Origin of the sequence: Erwinia sp. S38 (genome assembly GCF_016624545.1) — a bacterium.
Taxonomy (GTDB): domain Bacteria; phylum Pseudomonadota; class Gammaproteobacteria; order Enterobacterales; family Enterobacteriaceae; genus Erwinia; species Erwinia coffeiphila.
This window is the reverse complement of sequence record NZ_JACVTS010000013.1, coordinates 162,807-183,708: the sequence shown is the minus strand read 5'-3', so window position 1 is coordinate 183,708 and position 20,902 is coordinate 162,807. Positions and strand designations below refer to the sequence as shown.

The 20,902-nt window shown below is 51.9% G+C and carries 24 protein-coding genes; 15 read left to right on the top strand and 9 right to left on the bottom strand.

Annotation, left to right across the window (positions count from 1 at the left end; translation table 11 throughout):
• Window positions 1–531: 531 nt before the first annotated feature.
• The 3 genes from ycgZ to IBT46_RS16050 all read left to right on the top strand — a co-directional run bounded on the left by ycgZ (window position 532) and on the right by IBT46_RS16050 (window position 1,521).
• On the top strand, window positions 532–780 hold the full coding sequence (gene ycgZ, locus IBT46_RS16060) for a regulatory protein YcgZ (RefSeq protein ID WP_105593751.1): 249 nt from the start codon (window positions 532–534) through the stop codon (window positions 778–780).
• A gap of 140 nt (window positions 781–920) precedes the next feature.
• Window positions 921–1,196, top strand: a complete 276-nt coding sequence (locus IBT46_RS16055) for a hypothetical protein (RefSeq protein WP_200546496.1) — start codon at window positions 921–923, stop codon at window positions 1,194–1,196.
• Window positions 1,197–1,269: 73 nt separating this feature from the next.
• Window positions 1,270–1,521 carry a biofilm development regulator YmgB/AriR family protein gene (locus IBT46_RS16050; protein WP_105593752.1) on the top strand — a complete coding sequence of 84 codons (252 nt, stop codon included), beginning with the start codon at window positions 1,270–1,272 and terminating at the stop codon, window positions 1,519–1,521.
• Window positions 1,522–3,210: 1,689 nt separating this feature from the next.
• On the opposite strand, the gene IBT46_RS16040 is transcribed toward IBT46_RS16050, so the two are convergent.
• Window positions 3,211–3,951, bottom strand: coding sequence for a sulfite exporter TauE/SafE family protein (locus tag IBT46_RS16040; RefSeq protein WP_370569480.1), 741 nt, complete (start codon window positions 3,949–3,951; stop codon window positions 3,211–3,213).
• 113 nt (window positions 3,952–4,064) lie between these two features.
• Between IBT46_RS16040 and IBT46_RS16035 the strand changes: the two genes are divergently transcribed.
• The gene (locus IBT46_RS16035; protein ID WP_200546494.1) at window positions 4,065–4,952 is read left to right on the top strand and encodes a LysR family transcriptional regulator; all 888 of its coding nucleotides are present in this window, start codon (window positions 4,065–4,067) and stop codon (window positions 4,950–4,952) included.
• Here IBT46_RS16035 and IBT46_RS16030 read toward each other — a convergent pair.
• The gene (locus IBT46_RS16030; RefSeq protein ID WP_255567230.1) at window positions 4,943–5,425 is read right to left on the bottom strand and encodes a GNAT family N-acetyltransferase; all 483 of its coding nucleotides are present in this window, start codon (window positions 5,423–5,425) and stop codon (window positions 4,943–4,945) included. The genes IBT46_RS16035 and IBT46_RS16030 overlap by 10 nt on opposite strands.
• A gap of 975 nt (window positions 5,426–6,400) precedes the next feature.
• The gene (locus tag IBT46_RS16025) at window positions 6,401–6,517 is read right to left on the bottom strand and encodes a small membrane protein (protein ID WP_146114155.1); all 117 of its coding nucleotides are present in this window, start codon (window positions 6,515–6,517) and stop codon (window positions 6,401–6,403) included.
• Window positions 6,518–6,938: 421 nt separating this feature from the next.
• On the opposite strand from IBT46_RS16025, the gene IBT46_RS16020 reads away from it, so the two are divergent.
• Window positions 6,939–7,790, top strand: coding sequence for a restriction endonuclease (locus IBT46_RS16020; protein ID WP_200546493.1), 852 nt, complete (start codon window positions 6,939–6,941; stop codon window positions 7,788–7,790).
• Between the two features lie 139 nt (window positions 7,791–7,929).
• Here the strand turns inward: IBT46_RS16020 and IBT46_RS16015 are convergent, their stop codons facing one another.
• Genes IBT46_RS16015 through IBT46_RS16005 form a run of 3 tightly spaced genes read right to left on the bottom strand, consistent with a single transcriptional unit; the run spans window position 7,930 to window position 9,338 of the window.
• A complete protein-coding gene (locus tag IBT46_RS16015; protein WP_200546492.1) occupies window positions 7,930–8,628 on the bottom strand; it encodes a helix-turn-helix transcriptional regulator in 699 nt (232 codons plus the stop codon).
• 1 nt (window position 8,629) lies between these two features.
• Window positions 8,630–9,022, bottom strand: a complete 393-nt coding sequence (locus IBT46_RS16010; RefSeq protein WP_200546491.1) for an amino acid-binding protein — start codon at window positions 9,020–9,022, stop codon at window positions 8,630–8,632.
• Window positions 9,015–9,338 carry an antibiotic biosynthesis monooxygenase gene (locus IBT46_RS16005; protein ID WP_200546490.1) on the bottom strand — a complete coding sequence of 108 codons (324 nt, stop codon included), beginning with the start codon at window positions 9,336–9,338 and terminating at the stop codon, window positions 9,015–9,017. Before IBT46_RS16005 ends, IBT46_RS16010 begins: the two co-directional genes overlap by 8 nt.
• 164 nt (window positions 9,339–9,502) lie before the next feature.
• On the opposite strand from IBT46_RS16005, the gene IBT46_RS16000 reads away from it, so the two are divergent.
• Window positions 9,503–9,640 (top strand): hypothetical protein, encoded by a 138-nt coding sequence (locus tag IBT46_RS16000; RefSeq protein ID WP_200546489.1) that lies wholly within the window; start codon window positions 9,503–9,505, stop codon window positions 9,638–9,640.
• Between the two features lie 148 nt (window positions 9,641–9,788).
• Window positions 9,789–10,529, top strand: coding sequence for a bifunctional 2-polyprenyl-6-hydroxyphenol methylase/3-demethylubiquinol 3-O-methyltransferase UbiG (locus tag IBT46_RS15995; protein ID WP_200546488.1), 741 nt, complete (start codon window positions 9,789–9,791; stop codon window positions 10,527–10,529).
• Here IBT46_RS15995 and IBT46_RS15990 read toward each other — a convergent pair.
• Window positions 10,526–10,708 carry a hypothetical protein gene (locus tag IBT46_RS15990; protein ID WP_200546487.1) on the bottom strand — a complete coding sequence of 61 codons (183 nt, stop codon included), beginning with the start codon at window positions 10,706–10,708 and terminating at the stop codon, window positions 10,526–10,528. The genes IBT46_RS15995 and IBT46_RS15990 overlap by 4 nt on opposite strands.
• 210 nt (window positions 10,709–10,918) lie before the next feature.
• Between IBT46_RS15990 and IBT46_RS15985 the strand changes: the two genes are divergently transcribed.
• From IBT46_RS15985 to IBT46_RS15965, 5 genes are all read left to right on the top strand, one after another.
• Window positions 10,919–11,836 (top strand): sugar ABC transporter substrate-binding protein, encoded by a 918-nt coding sequence (locus IBT46_RS15985; RefSeq protein WP_105593759.1) that lies wholly within the window; start codon window positions 10,919–10,921, stop codon window positions 11,834–11,836.
• A 113-nt stretch (window positions 11,837–11,949) separates the two neighbouring features.
• Entirely contained in the window at window positions 11,950–12,501 is a 552-nt protein-coding gene (locus tag IBT46_RS27310) for a ribonuclease domain-containing protein (RefSeq protein WP_234480150.1), read from the top strand.
• A gap of 1 nt (window position 12,502) precedes the next feature.
• Complete coding sequence (locus IBT46_RS15975; protein ID WP_200546486.1) at window positions 12,503–12,778, top strand: barstar family protein; 276 nt, start codon at window positions 12,503–12,505, stop codon at window positions 12,776–12,778.
• A gap of 59 nt (window positions 12,779–12,837) precedes the next feature.
• Window positions 12,838–13,113, top strand: coding sequence for a VF530 family DNA-binding protein (locus IBT46_RS15970; RefSeq protein ID WP_200546485.1), 276 nt, complete (start codon window positions 12,838–12,840; stop codon window positions 13,111–13,113).
• A 171-nt stretch (window positions 13,114–13,284) separates the two neighbouring features.
• Window positions 13,285–14,322, top strand: a complete 1,038-nt coding sequence (locus IBT46_RS15965) for a hypothetical protein (protein WP_200546484.1) — start codon at window positions 13,285–13,287, stop codon at window positions 14,320–14,322.
• Between the two features lie 124 nt (window positions 14,323–14,446).
• Here IBT46_RS15965 and mqo read toward each other — a convergent pair whose 3' ends face one another.
• Window positions 14,447–16,102 carry a malate dehydrogenase (quinone) gene (mqo, locus tag IBT46_RS15960; protein ID WP_200546483.1) on the bottom strand — a complete coding sequence of 552 codons (1,656 nt, stop codon included), beginning with the start codon at window positions 16,100–16,102 and terminating at the stop codon, window positions 14,447–14,449.
• Between the two features lie 244 nt (window positions 16,103–16,346).
• On the opposite strand from mqo, the gene IBT46_RS15955 reads away from it, so the two are divergent.
• Together IBT46_RS15955 and IBT46_RS15950 are read left to right on the top strand one after the other, a co-directional pair.
• Window positions 16,347–16,790, top strand: coding sequence for an antitoxin Xre/MbcA/ParS toxin-binding domain-containing protein (locus IBT46_RS15955; RefSeq protein ID WP_200546482.1), 444 nt, complete (start codon window positions 16,347–16,349; stop codon window positions 16,788–16,790).
• Complete coding sequence (locus tag IBT46_RS15950) at window positions 16,787–17,245, top strand: RES family NAD+ phosphorylase (protein WP_105593764.1); 459 nt, start codon at window positions 16,787–16,789, stop codon at window positions 17,243–17,245. Before IBT46_RS15955 ends, IBT46_RS15950 begins: the two co-directional genes overlap by 4 nt.
• A gap of 60 nt (window positions 17,246–17,305) precedes the next feature.
• Here the strand turns inward: IBT46_RS15950 and IBT46_RS15945 are convergent, their stop codons facing one another.
• Window positions 17,306–19,099: a sigma-54-dependent Fis family transcriptional regulator gene (locus tag IBT46_RS15945; protein WP_200546481.1), complete on the bottom strand. Its 1,794-nt coding sequence runs from the start codon at window positions 19,097–19,099 to the stop codon at window positions 17,306–17,308.
• 279 nt (window positions 19,100–19,378) lie between these two features.
• Between IBT46_RS15945 and IBT46_RS15940 the strand changes: the two genes are divergently transcribed.
• Window positions 19,379–20,899, top strand: coding sequence for an aldehyde dehydrogenase family protein (locus IBT46_RS15940; RefSeq protein ID WP_200546480.1), 1,521 nt, complete (start codon window positions 19,379–19,381; stop codon window positions 20,897–20,899).
• Window positions 20,900–20,902 lie beyond the last annotated feature (3 nt).

Below are 20,902 nucleotides of genomic sequence, written 5' to 3'. Positions count from 1 at the left end.
TAACTCTCAACCTTTCAAGGCCATATGTCAGATCAAGTCGCGACTAATACATTTTACCACAGGCCAATCATTTCCTCGATAACATTTTGATTGCCTCAGCGCAGACTTCTTTTAATTTATCCTCCTGACTTTCAATACTCATAATTTGCAACATACACATTATGTTTTCAATATGGGGCTCTTCTCTGATTTTCAGCAAACGAGAAACGGCACTGCCGATCACGTACCTGAGTTCATTTAAACTATCGACACCATCTCTCAAGGAACCTCCTGACATATTTCAGGAACCACTATATCAGTTTCTCTCAAAGAAAGATTGGTCCTGAAAATATTTTCTCTATTGTACATCTTGCCAAGAGGATTGATCTTGAATGTGTAAGTTGTTGTTTTTAACTTGTTGAATTTAAATGATAAGCACTTTTTGCTAATTTTTTTTGAGTGTTATTTTTATTGGTGCTGTACAAGATTGTGATTTTTGTATAACTTGTAATTCATGGATAGCTTACAAATTAATCATGAAGGAAAGTGAGCATGCATCATGGTGAAGACAATCCCCAGACTGCTGACCAGATAGCGCAGTATTTTGCTCAAGGTATGATCCCTACTAGGCAAGAGACTTTAGGTCGTATCGTCACAGAGATACTCGTTTCAGGTAAAAACCTCAACCGTAAGGCGATTTGTACGCGGCTTCTTCAAAAGTTAGAACATGCTTCTGGAATCGAAGAGGAGCGCCATTACCACCAGTTGATTGGCATGCTGTTTGGACGGGTGCCAGAATAACCATCTATTTAATGCTCGGGTGACCATAACGCTGAGTGAATTGTGAGTGCTTGATGATGTTTCTTAGAAAATCTCTTGCACTAATTCATGCTCGTTAGTTTAAGTCCGTTTCAGCGTACGGCATGTTATCAGAGAAAATTATGTACAGATCCAAAGAAGAAAAGCTTGTTGATACTATACTGGGTGAAGCAATACTTATGCTTTTAGAACGCGGTTCAACTATTGGTTCAACTGCCCTAATTGCAATACTTGACGGTATGTCCAAACAAGAAAAAAATCCTGAAAGGAATCAGGCCATTGTTACTGCTATGAATGATGTAAAAAATAATTCTTCATCAGGTGCTTCTTATCGAAGTGTTAATAGCACTAATTCTAGCTATTTCTTCAGGCAGGAATCCGATGGAAAAAAACATTGAATCTCAGCGTTTGAATTTTAGGATATCCCACACTTAAACATGCTTACAAAATTCGTAAGCAGAGGAGACGGACATGCAACATACAGCAGAAAGCGCAATTTTAGACTACTTTGGTTCGTCTACAGTTAAAAACGAAGATGAAAGGAAAATCATCGGCGCTATAATACATGAGCAGATTACCTTACACGGATTTGTCACTAACAAAGCTGTTATCTTACGATTAATAAATATGTTAGATAGTAGTCATGATGTTCTTGAACAAGACGTCCTCAGGAATGCTCTTGAAATGGTACTTTGCAGAACAGAAGATGATACCGGATTTTAACCTTTTTCGCCGGTGACATTCATACCCATGTTGAACTCATGGGGGATGAAGACTTTTTTCAAAATCTTCCTTGCAATCTAACACTCCATTTAGAACAAATTTCTCCATAACACACTAATAAATTCAGACGCAGAAACCAGCCTTACAGGCTGGTTTTGTTCATGCTCCCCTCAGAGGGATACTCTTAGATTGCTTTAAACTTACCCCCTAAATATCAGTCAGGAGCGATAAGCAGATTTTATAGTTCAGGATGTTGCTGCTTTTTAATATTTCACATGGCATTTTTTTATTGATACTGGCAACTGTCTTCAATATTTTTTATACGCCTTTTTTGCACGAAATCGCTCTGCAAAACTATCTTTAACTTACTGAAATTAAAGGAAATGAAACTAAGCGCATTTAGGGTTTTTAGCTATGTCGCAGCAGTTTAATGCTCTGCCCGGACCGGCTGCGACAAGCATGCTTTTGACCACAATAGTTTTAGCAATTTCTACGCCAATTCTGATGCTTACGATGGACTGGGTTTATGGCTGATTGCTCTAGATCCCTTACCGCGGTCATCTTTACTGTTTTGGTCATCTAATCCTGGTAGATTCAGCTAGCTGAATTATCTTTTGCGCGGTGATGCGATGGATGAATTAAATGGATTGTTTAGTGAGGCTAGATACGGGTGTTTACTGAGGTGGATGGAGATTCGGTTTGCTTGGCAGTATCAGATAGGGGAGTCCGCTTTGTGCCAACAGCGGAAGTATCTCACAGCGATTAGTGTTGATTAACGGTGAGCAGTTCAGCTTGATAAGATAAACCCCGCCAGCCCTGACTGCCAGCGGGGTGCTGTTACATAAAATCTGAACATTAACCTGTGTACTCGCCCCATTTCTGAATAGCTCTACGGGCTTCTCTCTCACCAACGCCTGTCACCAATGAATCCGCAAATTGGATATGAGCTTTCATATATGCATCAAAGTCCTTTTTCGGACACCCAAGGATAAGGCACGAGTCCACCAAGAGAAGACAACAACTACTTTCCCAAATTCAGGGTCATATTGTTCTTTAAGACCGTCAACTCATCCGTCATTGTGAGCAACTGCGAAATCATAAGCCTTAATGAACTCTCTTACTTTGTAAGGGAGAACACCATTGGCTATTTTTTTATGTTCGTCAGCATGAATTTTGCGGTCATCTGCATCATCCTCCACGTATGCCAGCCCACAGAAATTGCATGTGATCATTTTAAATCCTTTATGTAGAGTGAAATATTATGTACCAAGCATTTGTATACCTTTGATTAAAAAATAATCTCTTAATTCTTCTGTGTCGAACAGATGCATATGTGATCTTCGTGTTACTTCATCAAGATTCCATATTGTGGGATCTTTAGCCATATCCAATAGCATTGAATCGACCTCATCTTTACTGCTGTAACTATAGGATTGTGTTTGTTCTGGCTGCATTTTGTACCATTCTCGGGTGTTTAAATTACAATCAATACTGAGGTTTCCACCTTGCCATTACAAGTGATCTGTTCCCATCTTTCACATAGACCTTTGTTAGCAATATCTGCTGTTCGCTCATAGCCGCCACACCATAACTAGTGGCGACTATAAGCATCGACTGGCCTGATTTACGCTATCAATCCAGGAAACAGGAAAACTTCATTTCTTCCCAGCCAACGACAGGATCTACAAACTAAACAAACGGCCGCGAAACCAACTCCAATCCAAGCACCATCAGGAACAGGAGAAAACACTGCCTGAAGCGCCTGGCGCTGATGCGTGCCCGCACTTTCTGCCCCAGCCACATACCTGCCAAAGCAGGAACCAGCGAAAAAAGGGACAGTGAAAGCTGCTCTACTCGAAAAGCATCATGAAGATACAGCCCCGCGGCAAGCGCCACGGTAGATACGGTGAATGACAGCCCCAGAGCCTGAACGAGTTCATCTTTCTGCAGGCCAAGCGACTGGAGGAAGGGAACGGCCGGCATCACAAATACGCCCGTTGCGCCGGTGATGATACCTGTCACGACGCCAATAACCGGTGAAAGCCATTTTTCGCTTGCCTGAGAGACAGTCAGCGAAGGCGAGAACATTGCAAAAACAGCGTAAACGATTAAAGCTGCGCCCAGAGCGCACGCTGACCAGGCGGGATTAACGGTGATAATCAGCGAAGATGCCGCCACGGTTCCCACCACAATCAGCAGTATCATCAACCACAGTCGGCTGACAATCATCTTCACTGAGGGGCCGGTAAACAGCTGAAGCACATTCGTCACGAAAGAGGGAAGTACCAGCAGTGCCGCTGCGATCGGCAGTGGCATAAACATGCCAAGCAGCCCCATCGCCACCGTAGGCAGCCCCATTCCCGTTACGCCTTTTACAAAACCAGCGACGATAAAGATCAGCGAAAGAGAGATAAACAGCTGTCCGCTCACAACGTTTGCTCCAGTGTGGGATTTTCTGTGATTCAACCATCTCACCCGGCGGTGGACAATCTGGTTTAAGCGCGTCATGCTTCGGAAAACCCGAAGGCTGAGACGGATATTCTATGAGACTGGATCTTGCTGATTTGAAACTCGTTGTCTGCATCGCGGATGCCGGAAGCATTACTCGCGGCGCCCGGCATGCCAGCCTGGCCACGGGGTCGGCCAGTGAGAGACTGAAAAGCATCGAGGACGATACCGGGGTAAAGCTGTTTATCCGGCATCCAAGGGGAGTCAGTCTTACTGAAGCGGGTGAGGTTCTTGTCCGCCATGCACGTGAAATCCTGTCCCGGCAGGAACGGCTTAAAGCCGAGCTGGGCGCATACGCGAAAGGAGCCAAAGGTAAGATCAGGCTGTATGCGAATACCTCTGCGATGGCAGAGTTCCTGCCCGGCAGGCTGGCGAAGTGGCTGTCAGCGCATCCGGGTGTGACCATTGAGCTTGAAGAGAGAAGCAGTGCGGATATTATTACCAGCATAATTAGCGGCGTAGCTGAAGCCGGCCTCGTTTCAGATGCGGTAGATGCCCGGGGGCTTATGCTTGAACCCCTGGCAGATGACAGGCTGGCACTTATCGTCCCATTCTCTCATCCATTTAAATGCAGAGATAAAATCTCGCTCTCCGAGGCGCTTGCAGAGCCATTTATTGGTTTACATCCCGGTAATGCGCTTCAGGATCACATCAGTGAACATGCAAAAGATCTTGGTCGTCCACTGACCTATCGCATAAGAATGAGCAGCTTTGAGGGGATGGGGGAGATGGTCAGCAGTGGGATTGGTGTAGGCGTTCTTCCTTTATCACTGGCTGAACGCTTCAGTAAAAAATTCCCGTACCATATCCTGCCGCTAACCGACTCATGGGCGCGGCGGCGGATCTGCATTTGCTATAAAACACCGGATTCACTGAGCCCGGCGATGGCGCGGCTGGTTGATTTTCTTAGGCTTCAGGATTGAGCAATATCAGTTCGGTCAGCAGTTCGCAGTTCTTTACGCATCAGTGCATTTTGCAGCGTTACGCCGCGCCGGACGGGAAATCCGCGTTCGACCACGTGGAAACCGTGCCGCAGAAAGAAACCTTCAGCCGTCTTGCTCACATTCGACGTCAGCTCACTTAGTCCAAGCCGTCGGGCTTCATCGTGGATGGCATTCATCAGCAGCGTGCCGACACCCTGTTTCGGGTAGTTTCCCGCCACAAAGAAATGGTCGATATAGCCATTGGGTTGAACATCGGCGTATCCGGCAATTTCCCCCTCCAGCTCAACGACAAACGGTTGGAGCTGCTTTATGTGGCTGGCCCATCGTTGCGGGTCCATATCCTCCGGTGCCCACGCTGCGATTTGATCAGGGGTGTAGTCACGCGATGCAATGTCTCGTATGGATGACAAAAAAACCTTGAGCAACGCGGCCTCATCTCCCTCTCTGTACATTCTTAATTTTATCATAGGCTTATTCATAATTTACTTGCGATTTAATGAATTAATCTGTCAGATTCAGGTGACGAAGTCACGTACGAAAGCAGTTAAACTCCGCTGAATACATGACTAATGCGCAATCAATGTTGATTCTCCCTGGCGGTGAGAATTTATTACATGATAAGAAATTATAAATAGAGGAAGCTATAGTGGGAAGTTTTTTATAAAAACATTACAGAAAGCTCTAAATATTACTTCTTGATTTATATAAAGGTAACCAATTGCTAAATTTGTATATGACGCTTTTCCTTTTCTTCCTTTTCCTGGGGGGAGGGAGTGTGGTTGATTTAATTTGTTCAATATAAGAAATCAGATTGAAGACTGAAATAATAAGCAATGCAAATGAGGTTTTTTATTTTTCTATTCTAATTGGAGTGTTGTGAGTTATTTATTATATTTGTTTCTAATGACTTTTTTATCTTTATGATTTTAAGGGTTTTTACAAAATAAGGTTATAGTCAAAACGGGTCAGGTAATCATAAAAATAATGGTTTTTGGGTAGAAGACCTGACCGTCAACGCTTTACTTTGGTGGGGAAAATGCCTCGTTGAAGAAACTGTGCAGGTCAACGCCAAAGTACCAAAGCCCGATACCGAAGCAAATCACTATCGCTGAAACAATTTTTTTAATCATGGTTGCCGCCTTCGTGTTAGGAGGATTTATCCTGCCATGTACACTCTCGGTAGCGAAGTTTTTTTTCCCTGATTTTGTCTTTTTTTGTCTCTTTGATACTGGGAAGGAAGAGGGTACGTGATTCTTTAAAAAAATGTGAATGATGTCACAAGCTACAAGTTGGGGGGCGAGTCGGGCTGCGGTGGCGAGATTTTAGTAAGCCCGAGAAGGGTGCAAACTGGCGTTGCACAACCTTAACACGGGTTTTGATAGAAATAATTGAATACCCGATGGTGTTAAAATATCAATGTAAAATAATCATTTTCTCTTAAACTGAAGCTTAATTGCTCTTCTCTGGCGGTAATAAGAAACAAAGCTATAAATAGTGACGATTAATAATACAATAGCAAATATAAGAAGCAGCCAGTCTTTCATCTAATACCTCTTGCGTTAGCATGAAATACAAGACTGTAAGTGTATGGGTTAACGTCAGGGCTAAACATAAGATAATTCTTGCAATGGACAAAGGCGCTGTGAGGCGTTTTATTGTTAGCGATAAACTTTCACAGTATAGCCGGTTGCCCCCTGTTGGTTCAGGACGACTCTTTAGTTATTTTTTACAACACTCTGCTATTTGCTTGAAATTTATACATTTAACAGCACAATCGCGCTGTTTTTTGTTGTTCTGGTCTCTGAGGTTCCGAGGTTATAATTTTAAGTGCAGCATAATATGCTGTTCAAAGTGCAGGTCTTTCCTCGGCTCAGAACGCGATGATTTTGTTCATCAGTGGCTGTCATATTCCATAATTAAGAATTATCCAATACAATCGCCGTTCCAGAATTTAGCGTAGGGTGCATGATGACTCTGATCGATCGGGGATCGTATGTTAAGAAAAAGATGCGACCCATTACTTTTGCCAGCTTAGCTATTCTCGCGCTGTTGGTTTTATTCCATTTTTCTTTCGGAACAATCGCACTCATTGCTCTGGCTGTTACTGCAGGATATGGGTATTTAAAAAATACCATTTATCCAGAAGAATGGCAGGAGCAGCATGATAAACATATACAAGAATCACGCGATTTGGATGAAGAACAGTTTCGTTCTCTGACCGCTCAACACCTTCCTGTTCTGGCGCGCAAAAAAAGAATGTTGGTGACCTGTGATGATTATGGCAACGTCATTTACGATCGATGGGCAAAAGAAAAAGAGTATTACATTAATAAACTGGATTATGTTGCGTACTCAACGCCATTTTATAACGGGCTTTATCCTCGTGAGCAGCGCCGGTTACTGGATGATATCGTCGATGAATACATGGCCTCTCATGATGAGGAGAGCGTTTACTCTGAAGAAATGTCACCGATCGAGTATGAACATCACTGTGCCGATTTGCTGTGGCAGCAGGGATGGGATACTCGAGTCACACAAGGTTCTGGCGATCAGGGAGTGGATGTTCTGGCGGTGAAGTACGGCATCCAACTGGCGTTGCAGTGTAAAAAGTACGCGTCGCCCGTGGGTAATAAAGCCGTTCAGGAAATTATTGCCGGTAAAGGATTTTATGGTGCGGATGTTGGGCTGGTGGTGAGTAATAACACTTACACGCTTTCTGCCCGCCAGTTAGCGTTGTCGCATTCGATTATCCTGCTGCATCATGAAGATCTGGCAAATATCGATGAACTGTTGGGGATACAGGAATCCCCGGTTTGAGGAATGACGCTGCCACATGATTTCGTCCCTGTGTCGCCGCGATGACTGCCGGGCAGGGGCGCAATATCGTCGCCATCGTAAGATGCATTTGAACAACCATCGACCTGCAATTTTTCAACATTAAGAGTGCTACTCAGCGTTATTCAACGCCAAACCATTTTTTAAAGGCCAGCCTGCCGATCGACGTGACGGTGATTTCCCGAAATCCCGCTGTCCGGGCGATCCACTGCTGGCGTTCACAGTGGCTGAAAAATGCGGCACCGGCTTCACCACCAAGATGAAAGCGCCTTTCGCTCCAGTCCAGGCAGCCGCAGCAGAGTTTTCGCCGGTTTTTGCCGTTCAGTTCGATACCCATTTGGGCAAACTGCTGATGCCCTTTATCCGTCAGTACCGAGCCGTCATCGGTAAGCCACGCAAGATTGACCATAGCGTCAAAGATATCAACCGCGACCTCACCGGCCAGATGATCGTAGCAGGTGCGGGCAAGACGCAGCGGCACCGGCGTGCTGATCCTGGCAGCGGAGGGGGAGCGCCAGGAAATGCCCATCATCCTTTCCAACAGCTCGGCAATATCCTGCCCGGCAAGCCGGAAATAACGATGCCGGCCCTGTGACAGGCCGGTAATCAAACTACCGCTGACCAGCCGTGAAAGATGGGCGCTGGTGGTGGATGCCGCAATGTCGGCAACCGCAGCCAGCTCCGTTGCTGTCCACGCCCGGCCATCCATCAGGGCACAGAGGATTTTTACCCGGGAAGGATCGGCCATCGCCGCTGCAACGTTCGCCATGGCGTGTTCAAGCGCATGGCTGTTTTCCTCTGACTCGACGGGTTTTAGCATATCACTCCGGATTGACGGCCCATTTTTGGGTTAGCGTAGCGGCAACCTTATCATTGTCCGTCAACAGAATCAGTTGGTTTGCATGATCGCTGTACTGCACAACAATATTGATCCCGTTATTAGCCAGTGCAGCGGCGATCTCACCCAGTTCTCCCGGGCGCTCCTGCTTAAGTTTACGAATCAGCGGCGTGCGCACTGCGGCAATCTGAAAGCCGGCCTTTTCCAGTACGTCCCTGGCTCGGCTGCCGTCCTCAACTAAAAAATGGGCGTGTGCCTGTTCGCCAGCGGTAAATATGCCGCCGCCCTCCAGCCCTACGCCGTTTTGCCCCAGTAAAGTGCCCATCGCCGCCAGTTCTCCGGGCGCGTTGCGTAAAATAATATGGATATCATGCATGAGTTTTCTCCCTGTTTTCTGATGAATATTCCCGCGCCAGCTGCATAATTCTGATGCGATAAAAAGCAAATATCGATTTTCGGCCTTCTCCCTGGGCGGCTTTATGCATCACATTGCGTTTCCATTGCAGGACGGCTTCCTCATTTTGCCACCACGAAAGGGAGAGTATCTTTCCCTCAGTGCTCAGGCTCTGGAACCGTTCAATGGAGATAAAACCCTCAATATCCGCCAGCAGCGGTTTTAACTCTGCGGCCAGCTGCAGATAACGCGCCTGCTGTGCCGGAGTCACATCTGCTTCAAAAAGTACGGCAATCATTTTTCTGCCCTGAGGTTGGTGAATTCTGATGCCACTTTAACGGTGGCAGAAATCCATGCTTCGGCCGTCAGCGAAATATGGATGCAAAGTCAGAAGGCGGGCAAAAACGGGAGAGTGACCGCTATGGTCTAAACTTATTGTTTCATTCATAACGGGAGCGAGCCATGTCGAAGCATGATTCAGAGCAGAAACGTAAAAAAGAGGAAGACCATCCGGCGAAAGACAATCCGCGCGACCACGGGGAAATCCCCCGCAACCCGGACAACAGCGATGATGACGAGCGAGATCCATTGGATAAATAACCCGCGTATCCGTGTCGCATTAGCAAAGTCACGGAGTATAAATGACCCTTTTGCCGTGAAGGGTCATTGTTTAAGGTGATTTTTTCCTGATGACCCTCCCACCTGTATATCATCGGTTTCCTCTTATCCGGCCCAAAGGACGTTATTGATGACGCAAAATATCTACGATAATCAGGCTTTTTTTGATGGTTACGCCCAGCTTCCGCGTTCCAGGTTTGGCCTGGAAGGGGCACCCGAATGGGGGGCAATACGGGAAATGTTGCCGGATCTCGCAGGCAGGCGTGTCATCGACCTGGGCTGCGGCTATGGCTGGTTTTGCCGCAGCGCGCAGGAGGCGGGGGCGTCTGAGGTAACGGGAATCGATGTCTCCGAAAAGATGCTGGCCCGGGCGCGGCAGCTGACCCCGAATCCGGGGATCGCCTGGCAGCGTGCCGATCTTTCGCATTTAACGCTGGAAAATGAGCGCTATGATCTGGCCTACAGCTCGCTCGCGTTGCACTACTTACCCGATCTGCAGCCGCTGTTCAGCACCGTCCGGGGAGCACTGAAACCCGGTGGCTGGCTGGTTTTCAGTACCGAGCATCCGATTTTTACCTGTCCGGCGCAGCAGGGCTGGCTGATGGACGATCGCGGGCAGCGTTCCTGGGCGGTTAATAATTATCAAAATGAAGGCCAGCGCAGCAGCAACTGGCTTGCCGAAGGGGTGATTAAATATCACCGAACGCTTGGCACGCTGCTTAACCTGTTGATGGCCGCTGGTTTTACGCTCAGAGAGGTCAGGGAGTGGGGGCCAACCGCTCAGCAGATTGCCGAACAACCCGATCTTGCAGAAGAAGCGGAGCGGCCGATGCTGCTTATCGTCTCCGCTCAACGTGAAGCCCGCGATTAGCGGGCTTTTACCGACAGGTCGCAGGCCACTTTTAGCCGGTTATGCGCCTCCGGCGACATCGGGGCGGTCATCATCGTGCGGTAACGCTGGCATTCCGCTGTTTCCTGATGCCGTTTCTGCGGTTGATTCTGCGAGCAGGCCGCGATCAAGATAACAACAGTCAGGATTAATCCTCTCATTCTTCCCCCTGGTGGCTTGCGTTCAGCCCGTTTTTTCAGTCCACGGTATAGTGCCGGATCTGCACTATCAGCGTAAAGCGTGACGGATGTTAAGATTTTGTTAGATAGCGATTGCGATAAAATCATTTATTTCATTATTCTCTCTCTACGGTTTATGCATTTCATTTTGCATCCGAAGACATTACCCCGATCTGCCTCTGGAGAAGAATAATGAAGCATCTGAAGAAAATTTTGCTGGTTGCCGCACTGAGCTGTTCCACGTCTGCACTGGCAGAAACCATCGGCGTTTCAATGGCCTATTTTGACCAGAACTTCCTGACTATTATCCGCCATGCCATCGATAAAGAAGCCAAAGAGCGTGGTATCAAGGTGCAGTTCGAAGATGCACGCGGTGATGTCGGTCGGCAGACGGACCAGGTGCAGAGCTTTATCAGCGCCGGGGTCGATGCCATTATTGTTGACCCGGTAAACTCGGCCGGAACCCCTGCGATGACCAAACTGGTTACTGCGGCAAAAATTCCGCTGGTTTACGTTAACCGCACGCCGGGCGATCCGAAACTGCCGCCTGGCGTGGTGTTTGTCGGTTCTGATGAGAAGCAGTCCGGCACGCTGCAAATGGAGGAGCTGGCGCGCCAGGCAAATTACGAAGGCAAAGTCGCCGTGATGATCGGTAACCTGACTGATGCCGGTGCGTTGCAGCGTACTAAAGACGTGGAAGAGGTGGTGGCCAAATACCCGAAAATGAAGGTCGTGCAGAAGCAAACCGCGAACTATTCCCGCAATGAGGGGATGGACCTGATGCTGAACTGGCTGACCAACGGGGAAGAGATTGATATCGTCGCCGCGAACAACGATGAGATGGCGATTGGTGCGATTATGGCGCTGCAGCAGGCCGGTAAAAAGGACAGCAAAGTGCTGGTGGGCGGGATTGATGCGACGCCGGACGGCCTGAAAGCGCTGGCCAGCGGTAAAATGCAGGTCACCGTCTTCCAGGATGCCGTGGGCCAGGGTAAAGCCTCGGTTGACGTGGCGCAGCGGATGATCAAAGGTGAGAAACTGGATTCCTATCACTGGATTCCGTTTGAACTGGTTACGCAGGCCAATATGAAGCAGTACGAGAATAAATAACGCACCGCACGGACTTAATCATATAAGGGACCTCAGTGGTCCCTTTTTTACTTTATAATCCTTTGACGAACCTTCTGATTCTCAGCACGAGAACGCCAGTTACCGAACGGAATATGAATAAAAAACTGATTATCGCCGGAATCCTCGCTCTTATCGCCAGCTACGCCGGGTTCAGGCCTTCGGCTGAACACAGCCCGCACCAGCAGCAGTCTCAGCAACAGCAACATTCTTCGAGTTCAGCATCAGAAAGGTCGGTTACAGAGCCGAATCAGCAACGTTCCGGGCAGTCTGCGCAGGATACGCGCACGGCCAGTGCGCCGCAAAGCAATGATATCAGCGCACTGACTCAGCAAACTCGCGTGGCGAACTACCTCCAGCAGCATCAGCGCCTGCCGGACTACTATATCCGTAAGAATGAAGCGCGCCGCCAGGGCTGGGACCCGTCCCGCGGTAATCTGTGCCAGGTTTTGCCGGGCAGGGCTATCGGCGGCGATCGTTTCAGTAACCGCGAAGGAGGGCTGCCGGATAAAGCAGGGCGGAAATGGTTTGAAGCGGACGTGAACTATCAGTGCGGTCGTCGTGGCAGCGACCGGATGCTCTGGTCCAGCGATGGCCTGATTTACGTCACCCGCGATCACTATCGCCACTTTGAACAGGTGAACTGAGATGCAGCTGGTCAGCTTTGATCTCCATGATGTGCGTGATGAGCAGGATTTCTACCGGCAGTTTGCGGAGAAATTCGGCCTGCATGATTTTGGTAATAACCTTGATGCGCTGTGGGATGTGCTGACCGGCGAGGTTTCGCTGCCGCTGCGCATTATGCTCAGGCATTTGCCGCAGCACCCTGCCGAGGCAGGCTTGCAGCGCATCGTGGCGGTGATGCAGGACGCTGAATCCGAAACGGCAGGGGCCTTCAGCGTTCGGACCAGCCAGCCGCTGTAGCTTGCATAACGGATGCGCCGTCAGTATGGTGTGCGCATCGTTACCGACCCGGACAAAACATGACTGCGAATCACTCAAAAGACCCGCTTCACGGTGTAACCCTGGAAGCCCTGCTAACCCGTCTGGTAGAGCGCTTCGGCTGGGACGAACTGGCATCACGTATCAACATCAACTGTTTCAAAAACGAGCCCAGCATCAAGTCCAGCCTGAAATTTCTCCGCCGCACGCCGTGGGCGCGCAGCGAAGTGGAAGCGCTGTATATCGCCTCGCTTGACGAGCCGCAGGATATCCCCGCTGACAGTCCGTGGGCCAACCATCGCGGGCGCGATCGGTAATTCACCGTCACCGCGAGAACCGCGTGATAAAAGCCGGTATCCCTCAGCGGATAGCGGCTTTTTTTTACCCGGTTGATGCAGTTTCAGAACAGACTTAACCCTGTTCTGCTTACTCCGGTACGTGAGGGACGCTATAATTGACCGTTCATTATTGGCTGGAGAAATTGCCGGATGTTTACCCGTTCCACCCTCACCGTTATCGTTGCCGCAGGTATTCTGACCGGCTGCGCGCCGCAGTCTTCCGGTACGGCATCCATCAGCGCCATTGACGAGGGTTCGCCCGCCGCTGCTCAGGCGTCCAGCGTTTATGTGAACACCACGCATATTCAGGATCAGACTGTGGCGGCGGTGGATAGCTCTGCAACACTGGCGCAAAATCAGACTGCCTCGACTGCCTCGACTGCCTCGACTGCCTCGACTGCCTCGACTGCCTCGACGGGCACGCAGGCTAACAGCAGCCCGGCTACGGCTTCGACTTCAGGCAGCGCTAATGCCGGTGCTGGCAACCCGGCGCCTGCGGGTTCTCAGACTCCGTCAACGCAAACCGAGACCGCAGCGGCGCAGAATGCTGCCGCAGATACGGCGAGTGCTTCCACTCAGACCACGGCGGCGGATGCATCGAACGCCCCGGCCCAGAGCACCGCAGCGACCTCTGCTACCGCTGCGGCTACAACGTCAGCCCCGTCGGCCTCAGCGGATAGAAGCACGGCTCAGGCTTCCGCAGCTCCGGCGACTTCAACGGTCACCGCGAGCGCGCAGGCTCAGGGCGCAACAGCTTCTACATCGACAGCCTCAACGCCCGCTGCCCCTGCGGACGCCGCTCCGACAGAAACCTCTGGCATCACCCCCCCGATTGTTCCGGTGGTCACCACCGCAGCTCAGATGCAAACCGATCCGGTGAACAAACCCCCCGCGCAGTCGGTCATTCACGTCTATCACGCGTTAACCAAGACCGACGACGGTTCGTCAATTATCCTCACGGTGGACGGCAAGGAAGCGGGCGTACTTAAACGCGGTGAAGTGACGTCACTGAGCGTGGCACCAGGTAAGCATAAGCTGGGCGGCTACGTTCGCACGCTGTTTGGTATGGGCCGCGTGACCATCCCCGCGCTGGATATCACCACATCATCCTGGGCCGCCACCAAAATTTCCTATGCGGTCACCAAAGATAAACCGGGCTTTACGCTGACTAAGAAAGGGAATAGCTGAAAGCAGGAGGCAGGAGGCAGGAGGCAGGAAGGCTTGAAACATTAAGCTGAATGCTGGAACTGCTGATGTTCACGACGGGATAAAAAAAAGCCCCGGCGAATGCCGGGGCTACAGAGGCGTTAAATTACAGCGCCATATCCTGTTTAGCGCTTTCCGCGCGTTTTTCCGGCTGAGCCTGTGGGGCCGCGTCGGCTGAGTTACCCATCTGGATAACCGGTGGCGTGGTCAGCTGCAGCGTGGCAGCCGTGTCATTCCACACCTGCTGAGTCAGCGCAACGTTGCCGTTCAACTGCTGGCCATAGCTTGGTACGATAGCGCGGATCTTGCTCTGCCATTCCGGGCTGTTGAACTGCTCAGGGAACAGCTTCTTCACCACGTTCAGCGCGATTGGTGCAGCGGTAGATGCACCCGGTGACGCACCCAGCAGGGCCGCGACGGTTTTCTGCTGATCGGTCACGATTTCCGTACCCAGTTTCAGCACGCCGCCTTTATCCGCATCTTTCTTGATGATCTGCACGCGCTGACCGGCCTGAATCAGCTTCCAGTCTTCTTTACGCGCGTTCGGATAGTACTCTTTCAGCGCGGCAAAGCGGTCGTCGTCGCTCAGCATCACCTGGCCCACCAGGTATTTCACCAGATCGAAGTTGTCCATGCCTACGTGAGTCATCGGCATAAAGTTGCTGGTGGTGGTGGTGCTCAGCAGGTCGAACAGCGAGCCGTTTTTCAGGAACTTGGTAGAGAACGTCGCGAACGGCCCAAACAGCACGACACGCTTACCGTCAAGGAAGCGGGCATCCAGGTGTGGAACGGACATCGGTGGTGCACCGACTGAAGCCTGACCGTACACTTTTTCCTGATGCTGTTTAGTAATTTCCGGGTTCTCAGACACCAGGAAGGAACCGCCTACCGGGAAGCCGGCATAGTTGTCCGCTTCCGGGATACCGGTTTTCTGCAACAGCTTCAGCGCGCCGCCGCCGGCACCGATAAACACGTATTTTGCGTCGACGCTGTGCTTCTCACCGCTTTTCACGTCGGTGATAGTGACATGCCAGCTGTTGTCGGCGTTACGCGCGAATTCGGTGGCTTCCGCAGAGGTTTCCAGCGTGAAGTTTTTGTCTTTCTTCAGGCTGCCGATCAGCTGGCGGGTGATCTCGCCGTAGTTGACGTCGGTGCCGACCGGAGTCCAGGTCGCAGCGACTTTCTGCTGCGGGTCACGGCCTTCAATCACCAGCGGCGCCCATTTTTTAATCTGGTTCTGATCGGTGGAGAACTGCATACCCTGGAACAGTGTGGTCTGTTGCAGCGCCTGATAACGCTTAGTCAGGTAGTTGACGTTGGCGTCGCCCCAGACAAAGCTCATATGTGGCGTAGAGTTGATGAAGGAATGCGGGTCGTTAAGGATGCCGCGCTTCACCTGCGCCGTCCAGAACTGACGGGAAATCATAAACTGTTCGTTGATTTCCAGCGCTTTGCTGACGTCAATCGAGCCATCCGCGCGCTCCGGCGTGTAGTTCAGCTCCATATTGGCCGAGTGACCGGTACCGGCGTTGTTCCATCCGTTGGAAGATTCGAGGGCGACACCGTCCAGTTTCTCAACCATCAGCTGTTTCCAGTCTGGCTGCAGTTCCTGTAACCAGGTACCCAGCGAAGCACTCATGATGCCGCCGCCGATTAGCAGTACGTCGGTTTTCTGGTTGACTGGCGTTTCAGCATAGCTGGCAGAACAAACCAGCAGCGCTGACAGGGAAAGAACGGGTATAAATCTTCTGGAATTAGACATTTCTTTAACACACATCAATAAAAGTTTAAAAACTGGATGATTATTTTAACGTAAATTGTGATCCAGATAAAAATTTTCTTCACTTTTTTTCACATCTGGTCATATTTCGTTGATACAGCGTGATATTTGACGATAAAACGCGCATGCCATTGACTCTGAGAATCGGTCCTTCAACCGAACGGGTTAAATTTGCGTCCTTCTTGCCCATTTGGTTATACTGAAATGACCATATGGAGGATATGCGATGAAAATGTTTACCCCTGCCGTATCCGTGCCGCGTGTTGAAACGCTGTGGCAGCACGTTGGCCTTAACGTAGCCGACGGCGTTCTGCTGGTGGGCGAAATTGATAAGGGTCTGGAGGGCGAAGTGGCTAACCGCATTGCCAGCTGGGCGCACATTACGCAGTCCGAACTGCGCCGCATCACCGGTATCCCCAGCACGACCTTCAGCCGCAATATCAAAAAGCGCTTTAGTCCGGATCAGAGCGAGCGGCTGGTGCGTTTTATTCGCGTACTGGACCGCGCTGTCGACCTGTTTGAAGGCGATAAGCTTGCCGCGCAGAAGTGGCTGAATGAGCCAAGCCGCGCGCTGGGATGGAAAGCACCCGCCGACCTGCTGGCCTCTGAATCCGGTGCCTGGGAGGTGATGCGCCTGATCACCCGTCTGGAGCACGGGGTCTGGTCTTGATCCTCTATCGCCTGACTAAAACCCGCTTCGCGGCCGGAGCCTGGAGCGGGCAGGGAGCAAAGGAAGCGGGCGGGCGCTGGAACAGCGTCGGCACGGCAATGGTGTACGCCGCCGAGGCGGCCTCACTGACCATGCTGGAAACGCTGGTGCACCTGCATGCGGCGAATCTGCTGGACAGCTTTACCCTGCTATCCATTGATGTCGATGATGATTTGATTCAGATGATTGATAACCAGATTCTTCCCGCCAGCTGGGCGGCAGCGGAAGCCCCGCCGGAGCTGGCGGAGATTGGCGATCGCTGGGTAGAGAGCGGGGATGCGGTGGCGCTGAGAGTGCCGAGCGCGCTGTCGCCGGTGGAGTTTAACTTTCTGCTGAATCCGCGGCATCCGCAGTTTTTATCGATCGTCAGCAGGGCGGTAAAGATTGACTTCCAGTTCGATGCCCGACTGAAATAATGGCTACGCGGTAATTCGCGGGCTCAACGGTTCAGAAAGCGGGCCATTCCACGAAACGGGTTAGCTATTCTCGCCGGTTTCACGCCTGGCCGCACGGCGATACAGCGTACTCCGCGCCACGCCCAGCGCCTGGGCGGCCTTGCTGATATTACCGCTGAAGCGCTCCAGGGTCGCGGCAATCAGCTTCTCATCATGCTCCTGCAAAGCAGGCAACGGCTCGCTGCGCAGTAACCGGTACTCTTCCGGCAGGCTGTCCACGTCCAGCACTTCATTATCATCCGCCAGCGCCAGCAGCACTTTCATCAGGCTGCGCATCTGCCGAACGTTGCCCGGCCACGGCTGCTGTGCCAGCGTATCCAGCAGCTCTGCGGTCATCACAATGCCGCGCTCGCCGCCGCCCAGTTCCAGCCAGAGCTGCGAAATAAACTCTGGCAGCGCGGGCCACTCGCGCAAAGGGGGAATGGTGTGAGAGAACTCCTTCAGGCGGTACAGCAGGTCCTCGCGGAATTCGCCATCTGCCACCCGCTGCGGCAGGTTACGGTGGGTGGCGCAGATCACCGCGAAATTCACCGGCCAGCTGCGGCTCGATCCCAGCGGTGCCACCTCTTTCTCCTGCAATACGCGCAGCAGTCGCGTCTGCATCGCCAGCGGCATATCGCCAATCTCATCAAGGAACAGCACGCCGCCGTCCGCTTCGCGGATTTTACCGATATAGCCGTTTTTGCTGGCACCGGTAAACGCGCCGGGCTGATAGCCAAACAGCTCCGACTCTATCAATGATTCCGGAATGGCCGCGCAGTTAATGGCAACAAACTTTCCTTCACGCCAGCGGCTTTGCTGGTGCAGCGCGCGGCTGACGTACTCTTTACCGCTGCCGGTTTCACCATGAATGCACAGCGATACCCCGGCGTTCAGCAGGCGAACCATTTTGTCCCCGGCGGCACCCAGCGAGAACGGCAGCACCGGCGCGGCGGCAGGGGCTACGGGGAAGTTAACTCGCGCCGGGGCGCGGAGTCGGTAGAAGTAGCGCTGCTGGCTGCGGGTTTGCACCGGCTGAGGCACGCAGTTCGCGGCCTGCTCGGCCTGCGGGAACAGATCGGCAAAGGTGAGAATACCAAACAGATCGGCGCTCAGTTCGAGTTCGCGCATTGCCAGCCGGTTGGCCGCCATCAGCACATTGTCGGAAAACACCAACAGCAGCTCTTCAACGTGATCGATGCCCTGAATCTGCGGATGCAGGCTCATCAGCCACTGGTCGGGATGCAGGCTTTGCTTCACCCACAGGTACTCAATCTGTTTCGCCGCCTCTTTCACCCAGGCCAGCGTGGCGGGATGGGGATAGTGGGCCGGGCCGGAGATATCCAGCACACCGGCAATCTGTCCGTTCGGCGCCTGGAGCGGCATCGCCGCACAGTAGAGGTCCTGATTGCTGGTGAGGTAGTGCTGATCGCCAAAAATTTCGCAGCCGTCATCTATTGCCAGCGCAGTGCCGATTGCGTTGGTGCCACGACCGCACTCGCTCCATAAGTTTCCCGGCGCAAGGGCAAAGCGCTGGGCTTTCTGTAGAGCGTGCATATCGCCGAAGGTATTCAGCACCAGCCCGCTGGCGTCGGACAGGATCACCACCGACTGCTTGCCGGAAACCTTTTCCGCCAGCCGCTTCACCGCATGCTGGGCAAAATTTTGCAGGCCGGTATTACTGGCCAGCACATCGGCCAGTTCACCGGGGCGAATACGGGGAAAGTCATCAGCGGTACGGTCCAGGCCGTAGAGCTGGCTGCGGAACCATGAGTCGTTCAATAGCGGTGTAGTGGCGACGTTCGATGTGCTGGCAGCTGACGTATTTCCCTGCATTGGTAACCCCATGCCTGTAGCGAATGTGTTGCAGCATTGTAGCTATCTGGTTTTTGTAGTGTTGCGATTTGCGACACAGATAGAGAAATTATCCGATAGTCCATGCCGAAAAGAAGGTTATTGGCGTTGTAACAGCATGATAAGTATCATCATTTTTTAGAACATCGCAAGCTAAAAAAACTGGCACGCTAACTGCAATACCTGAATGCAGCCAAAAAAAACACCCGCTACGAGGATTCATTCACGGCTGCCTGTTTACCCTACATTAAGGAGTTTGCGATGCGTTATGCACATCCCGGAACGCCCGGCGCTTTAGTCTCTTTCAAAGCGGCCTACGGTAACTTTATTGATGGCAAATTCGTCGAACCGCTTAGCGGTCAGTACTTTATGAACACCTCTCCGGTGAACGGTAGCGATATTGCTCAGTTCCCGCGTTCCGATGCCCGCGATATTGATTTTGCGCTGGACGCCGCTCACCGTGCGGCCGACGCCTGGGGAAAAACCAGCGTACAGCATCGCGCTAACCTGCTGCTGCAGGTTGCGGATCGAATTGAAGCCAATCTGGAATACCTGGCGGTTGCCGAAAGCTGGGACAACGGTAAGGCAGTGCGTGAGACGCTGAACGCCGACCTGCCGCTGGCGGTAGATCATTTCCGCTACTTCGCCGGATGTCTGCGCGCTCAGGAAGGCAGCGCGGCAGAGATTGACCAGCACACCGCCGCCTACCACTTCCATGAACCGCTGGGCGTGGTCGGGCAGATTATCCCGTGGAACTTCCCGCTGCTGATGGCCGCGTGGAAGCTGGCTCCGGCGCTGGCGGCGGGTAACTGCGTGGTGCTGAAACCGGCGGAACAGACCCCGCTGGGCATTACACTACTGCTGGAGCTGATTGGCGACATCTTCCCGGCTGGCGTACTGAACGTGGTACAGGGCTTTGGCCGCGAGGCCGGAGAAGCGCTGGCAACCAGCAAGCGCATTGCGAAAATCGCCTTTACCGGTTCAACGCCGGTGGGCCGCCACATTATGGCCTGCGCGGCGGAGAATATTATTCCCTGCACCGTCGAGCTGGGCGGCAAGTCGCCGAACATCTACTTTGCCGACATCATGAATGCCGAACCGGAATTTATCGACAAAGCGGTGGAAGGGCTGGTGCTGGGCTTCTTCAATCAGGGCGAAGTCTGTACCTGTCCGTCGCGCGCGCTGATCCACGAATCGATCTACGCGCCGTTTATGGAACGCGTGATGGCGAAAGTGGCCACTATTCGCCGTGGCGATCCGCTGGACACCGATACGATGATTGGCGCACAGGCCTCTCGTCAGCAGTTCGACAAAATCCTTTCTTATATTGATATCGCCCGCCAGGAAGGCGGCCAGATCCTCACCGGCGGCGATCGCGCATCGATTACCCCGGCGCTGGACACCGGCTATTACATTCAGCCGACGCTGATTAAAGGCAACAACCAGATGCGCTGCTTCCAGGAGGAGATCTTCGGGCCGGTGATCGGCGTGACGACCTTTAAGGACGAAGCCGAAGCGCTGGCGATTGCCAATGAAACCCAGTTTGGTCTGGGTGCCGGGATCTGGACGCGTGATACCAATCTGGCCTATCGCATGGGGCGCAGCATCAAGGCCGGACGCGTGTGGACCAACTGCTATCACATCTACCCGGCACACGCGGCGTTTGGCGGCTACAAACAGTCCGGCGTCGGGCGTGAAACGCACAAGATGGCGCTGTCTGCCTATCAACAAACCAAAAATCTGCTGGTCAGCTACGACACGGCACCTTTAGGGCTGTTCTAAGCC

What these genes read in the sequence shown, in the direction of transcription:
- IBT46_RS16000 (WP_200546489.1), top strand. Translation starts at nt 9,503, where the DNA reads ATGTCGAAGCATGATTCAGAGCAGAAACGTAAAAAAGAGGAAGACCAT.
- IBT46_RS16050 (WP_105593752.1), top strand. Translation starts at nt 1,270, where the DNA reads ATGCAACATACAGCAGAAAGCGCAATTTTAGACTACTTTGGTTCGTCT.
- mqo (WP_200546483.1), bottom strand. Translation starts at nt 16,102, where the DNA reads ATGTCTAATTCCAGAAGATTTATACCCGTTCTTTCCCTGTCAGCGCTG.
- IBT46_RS15995 (WP_200546488.1), top strand. Translation starts at nt 9,789, where the DNA reads ATGACGCAAAATATCTACGATAATCAGGCTTTTTTTGATGGTTACGCC.
- IBT46_RS16005 (WP_200546490.1), bottom strand. Translation starts at nt 9,338, where the DNA reads ATGATTGCCGTACTTTTTGAAGCAGATGTGACTCCGGCACAGCAGGCG.
- IBT46_RS16025 (WP_146114155.1), bottom strand. Translation starts at nt 6,517, where the DNA reads ATGAAAGACTGGCTGCTTCTTATATTTGCTATTGTATTATTAATCGTC.
- IBT46_RS27310 (WP_234480150.1), top strand. Translation starts at nt 11,950, where the DNA reads ATGAATAAAAAACTGATTATCGCCGGAATCCTCGCTCTTATCGCCAGC.
- IBT46_RS16055 (WP_200546496.1), top strand. Translation starts at nt 921, where the DNA reads ATGTACAGATCCAAAGAAGAAAAGCTTGTTGATACTATACTGGGTGAA.
- IBT46_RS16020 (WP_200546493.1), top strand. Translation starts at nt 6,939, where the DNA reads ATGATGACTCTGATCGATCGGGGATCGTATGTTAAGAAAAAGATGCGA.
- IBT46_RS15970 (WP_200546485.1), top strand. Translation starts at nt 12,838, where the DNA reads ATGACTGCGAATCACTCAAAAGACCCGCTTCACGGTGTAACCCTGGAA.
- IBT46_RS15965 (WP_200546484.1), top strand. Translation starts at nt 13,285, where the DNA reads ATGTTTACCCGTTCCACCCTCACCGTTATCGTTGCCGCAGGTATTCTG.
- IBT46_RS15955 (WP_200546482.1), top strand. Translation starts at nt 16,347, where the DNA reads ATGAAAATGTTTACCCCTGCCGTATCCGTGCCGCGTGTTGAAACGCTG.
- IBT46_RS15990 (WP_200546487.1), bottom strand. Translation starts at nt 10,708, where the DNA reads ATGAGAGGATTAATCCTGACTGTTGTTATCTTGATCGCGGCCTGCTCG.
- IBT46_RS15940 (WP_200546480.1), top strand. Translation starts at nt 19,379, where the DNA reads ATGCGTTATGCACATCCCGGAACGCCCGGCGCTTTAGTCTCTTTCAAA.
- IBT46_RS16030 (WP_255567230.1), bottom strand. Translation starts at nt 5,425, where the DNA reads ATGTACAGAGAGGGAGATGAGGCCGCGTTGCTCAAGGTTTTTTTGTCA.
- IBT46_RS15985 (WP_105593759.1), top strand. Translation starts at nt 10,919, where the DNA reads ATGAAGCATCTGAAGAAAATTTTGCTGGTTGCCGCACTGAGCTGTTCC.
- IBT46_RS16010 (WP_200546491.1), bottom strand. Translation starts at nt 9,022, where the DNA reads ATGCATGATATCCATATTATTTTACGCAACGCGCCCGGAGAACTGGCG.
- IBT46_RS15975 (WP_200546486.1), top strand. Translation starts at nt 12,503, where the DNA reads ATGCAGCTGGTCAGCTTTGATCTCCATGATGTGCGTGATGAGCAGGAT.
- IBT46_RS15945 (WP_200546481.1), bottom strand. Translation starts at nt 19,099, where the DNA reads ATGCAGGGAAATACGTCAGCTGCCAGCACATCGAACGTCGCCACTACA.
- ycgZ (WP_105593751.1), top strand. Translation starts at nt 532, where the DNA reads ATGCATCATGGTGAAGACAATCCCCAGACTGCTGACCAGATAGCGCAG.
- IBT46_RS16035 (WP_200546494.1), top strand. Translation starts at nt 4,065, where the DNA reads ATGAGACTGGATCTTGCTGATTTGAAACTCGTTGTCTGCATCGCGGAT.
- IBT46_RS16015 (WP_200546492.1), bottom strand. Translation starts at nt 8,628, where the DNA reads ATGCTAAAACCCGTCGAGTCAGAGGAAAACAGCCATGCGCTTGAACAC.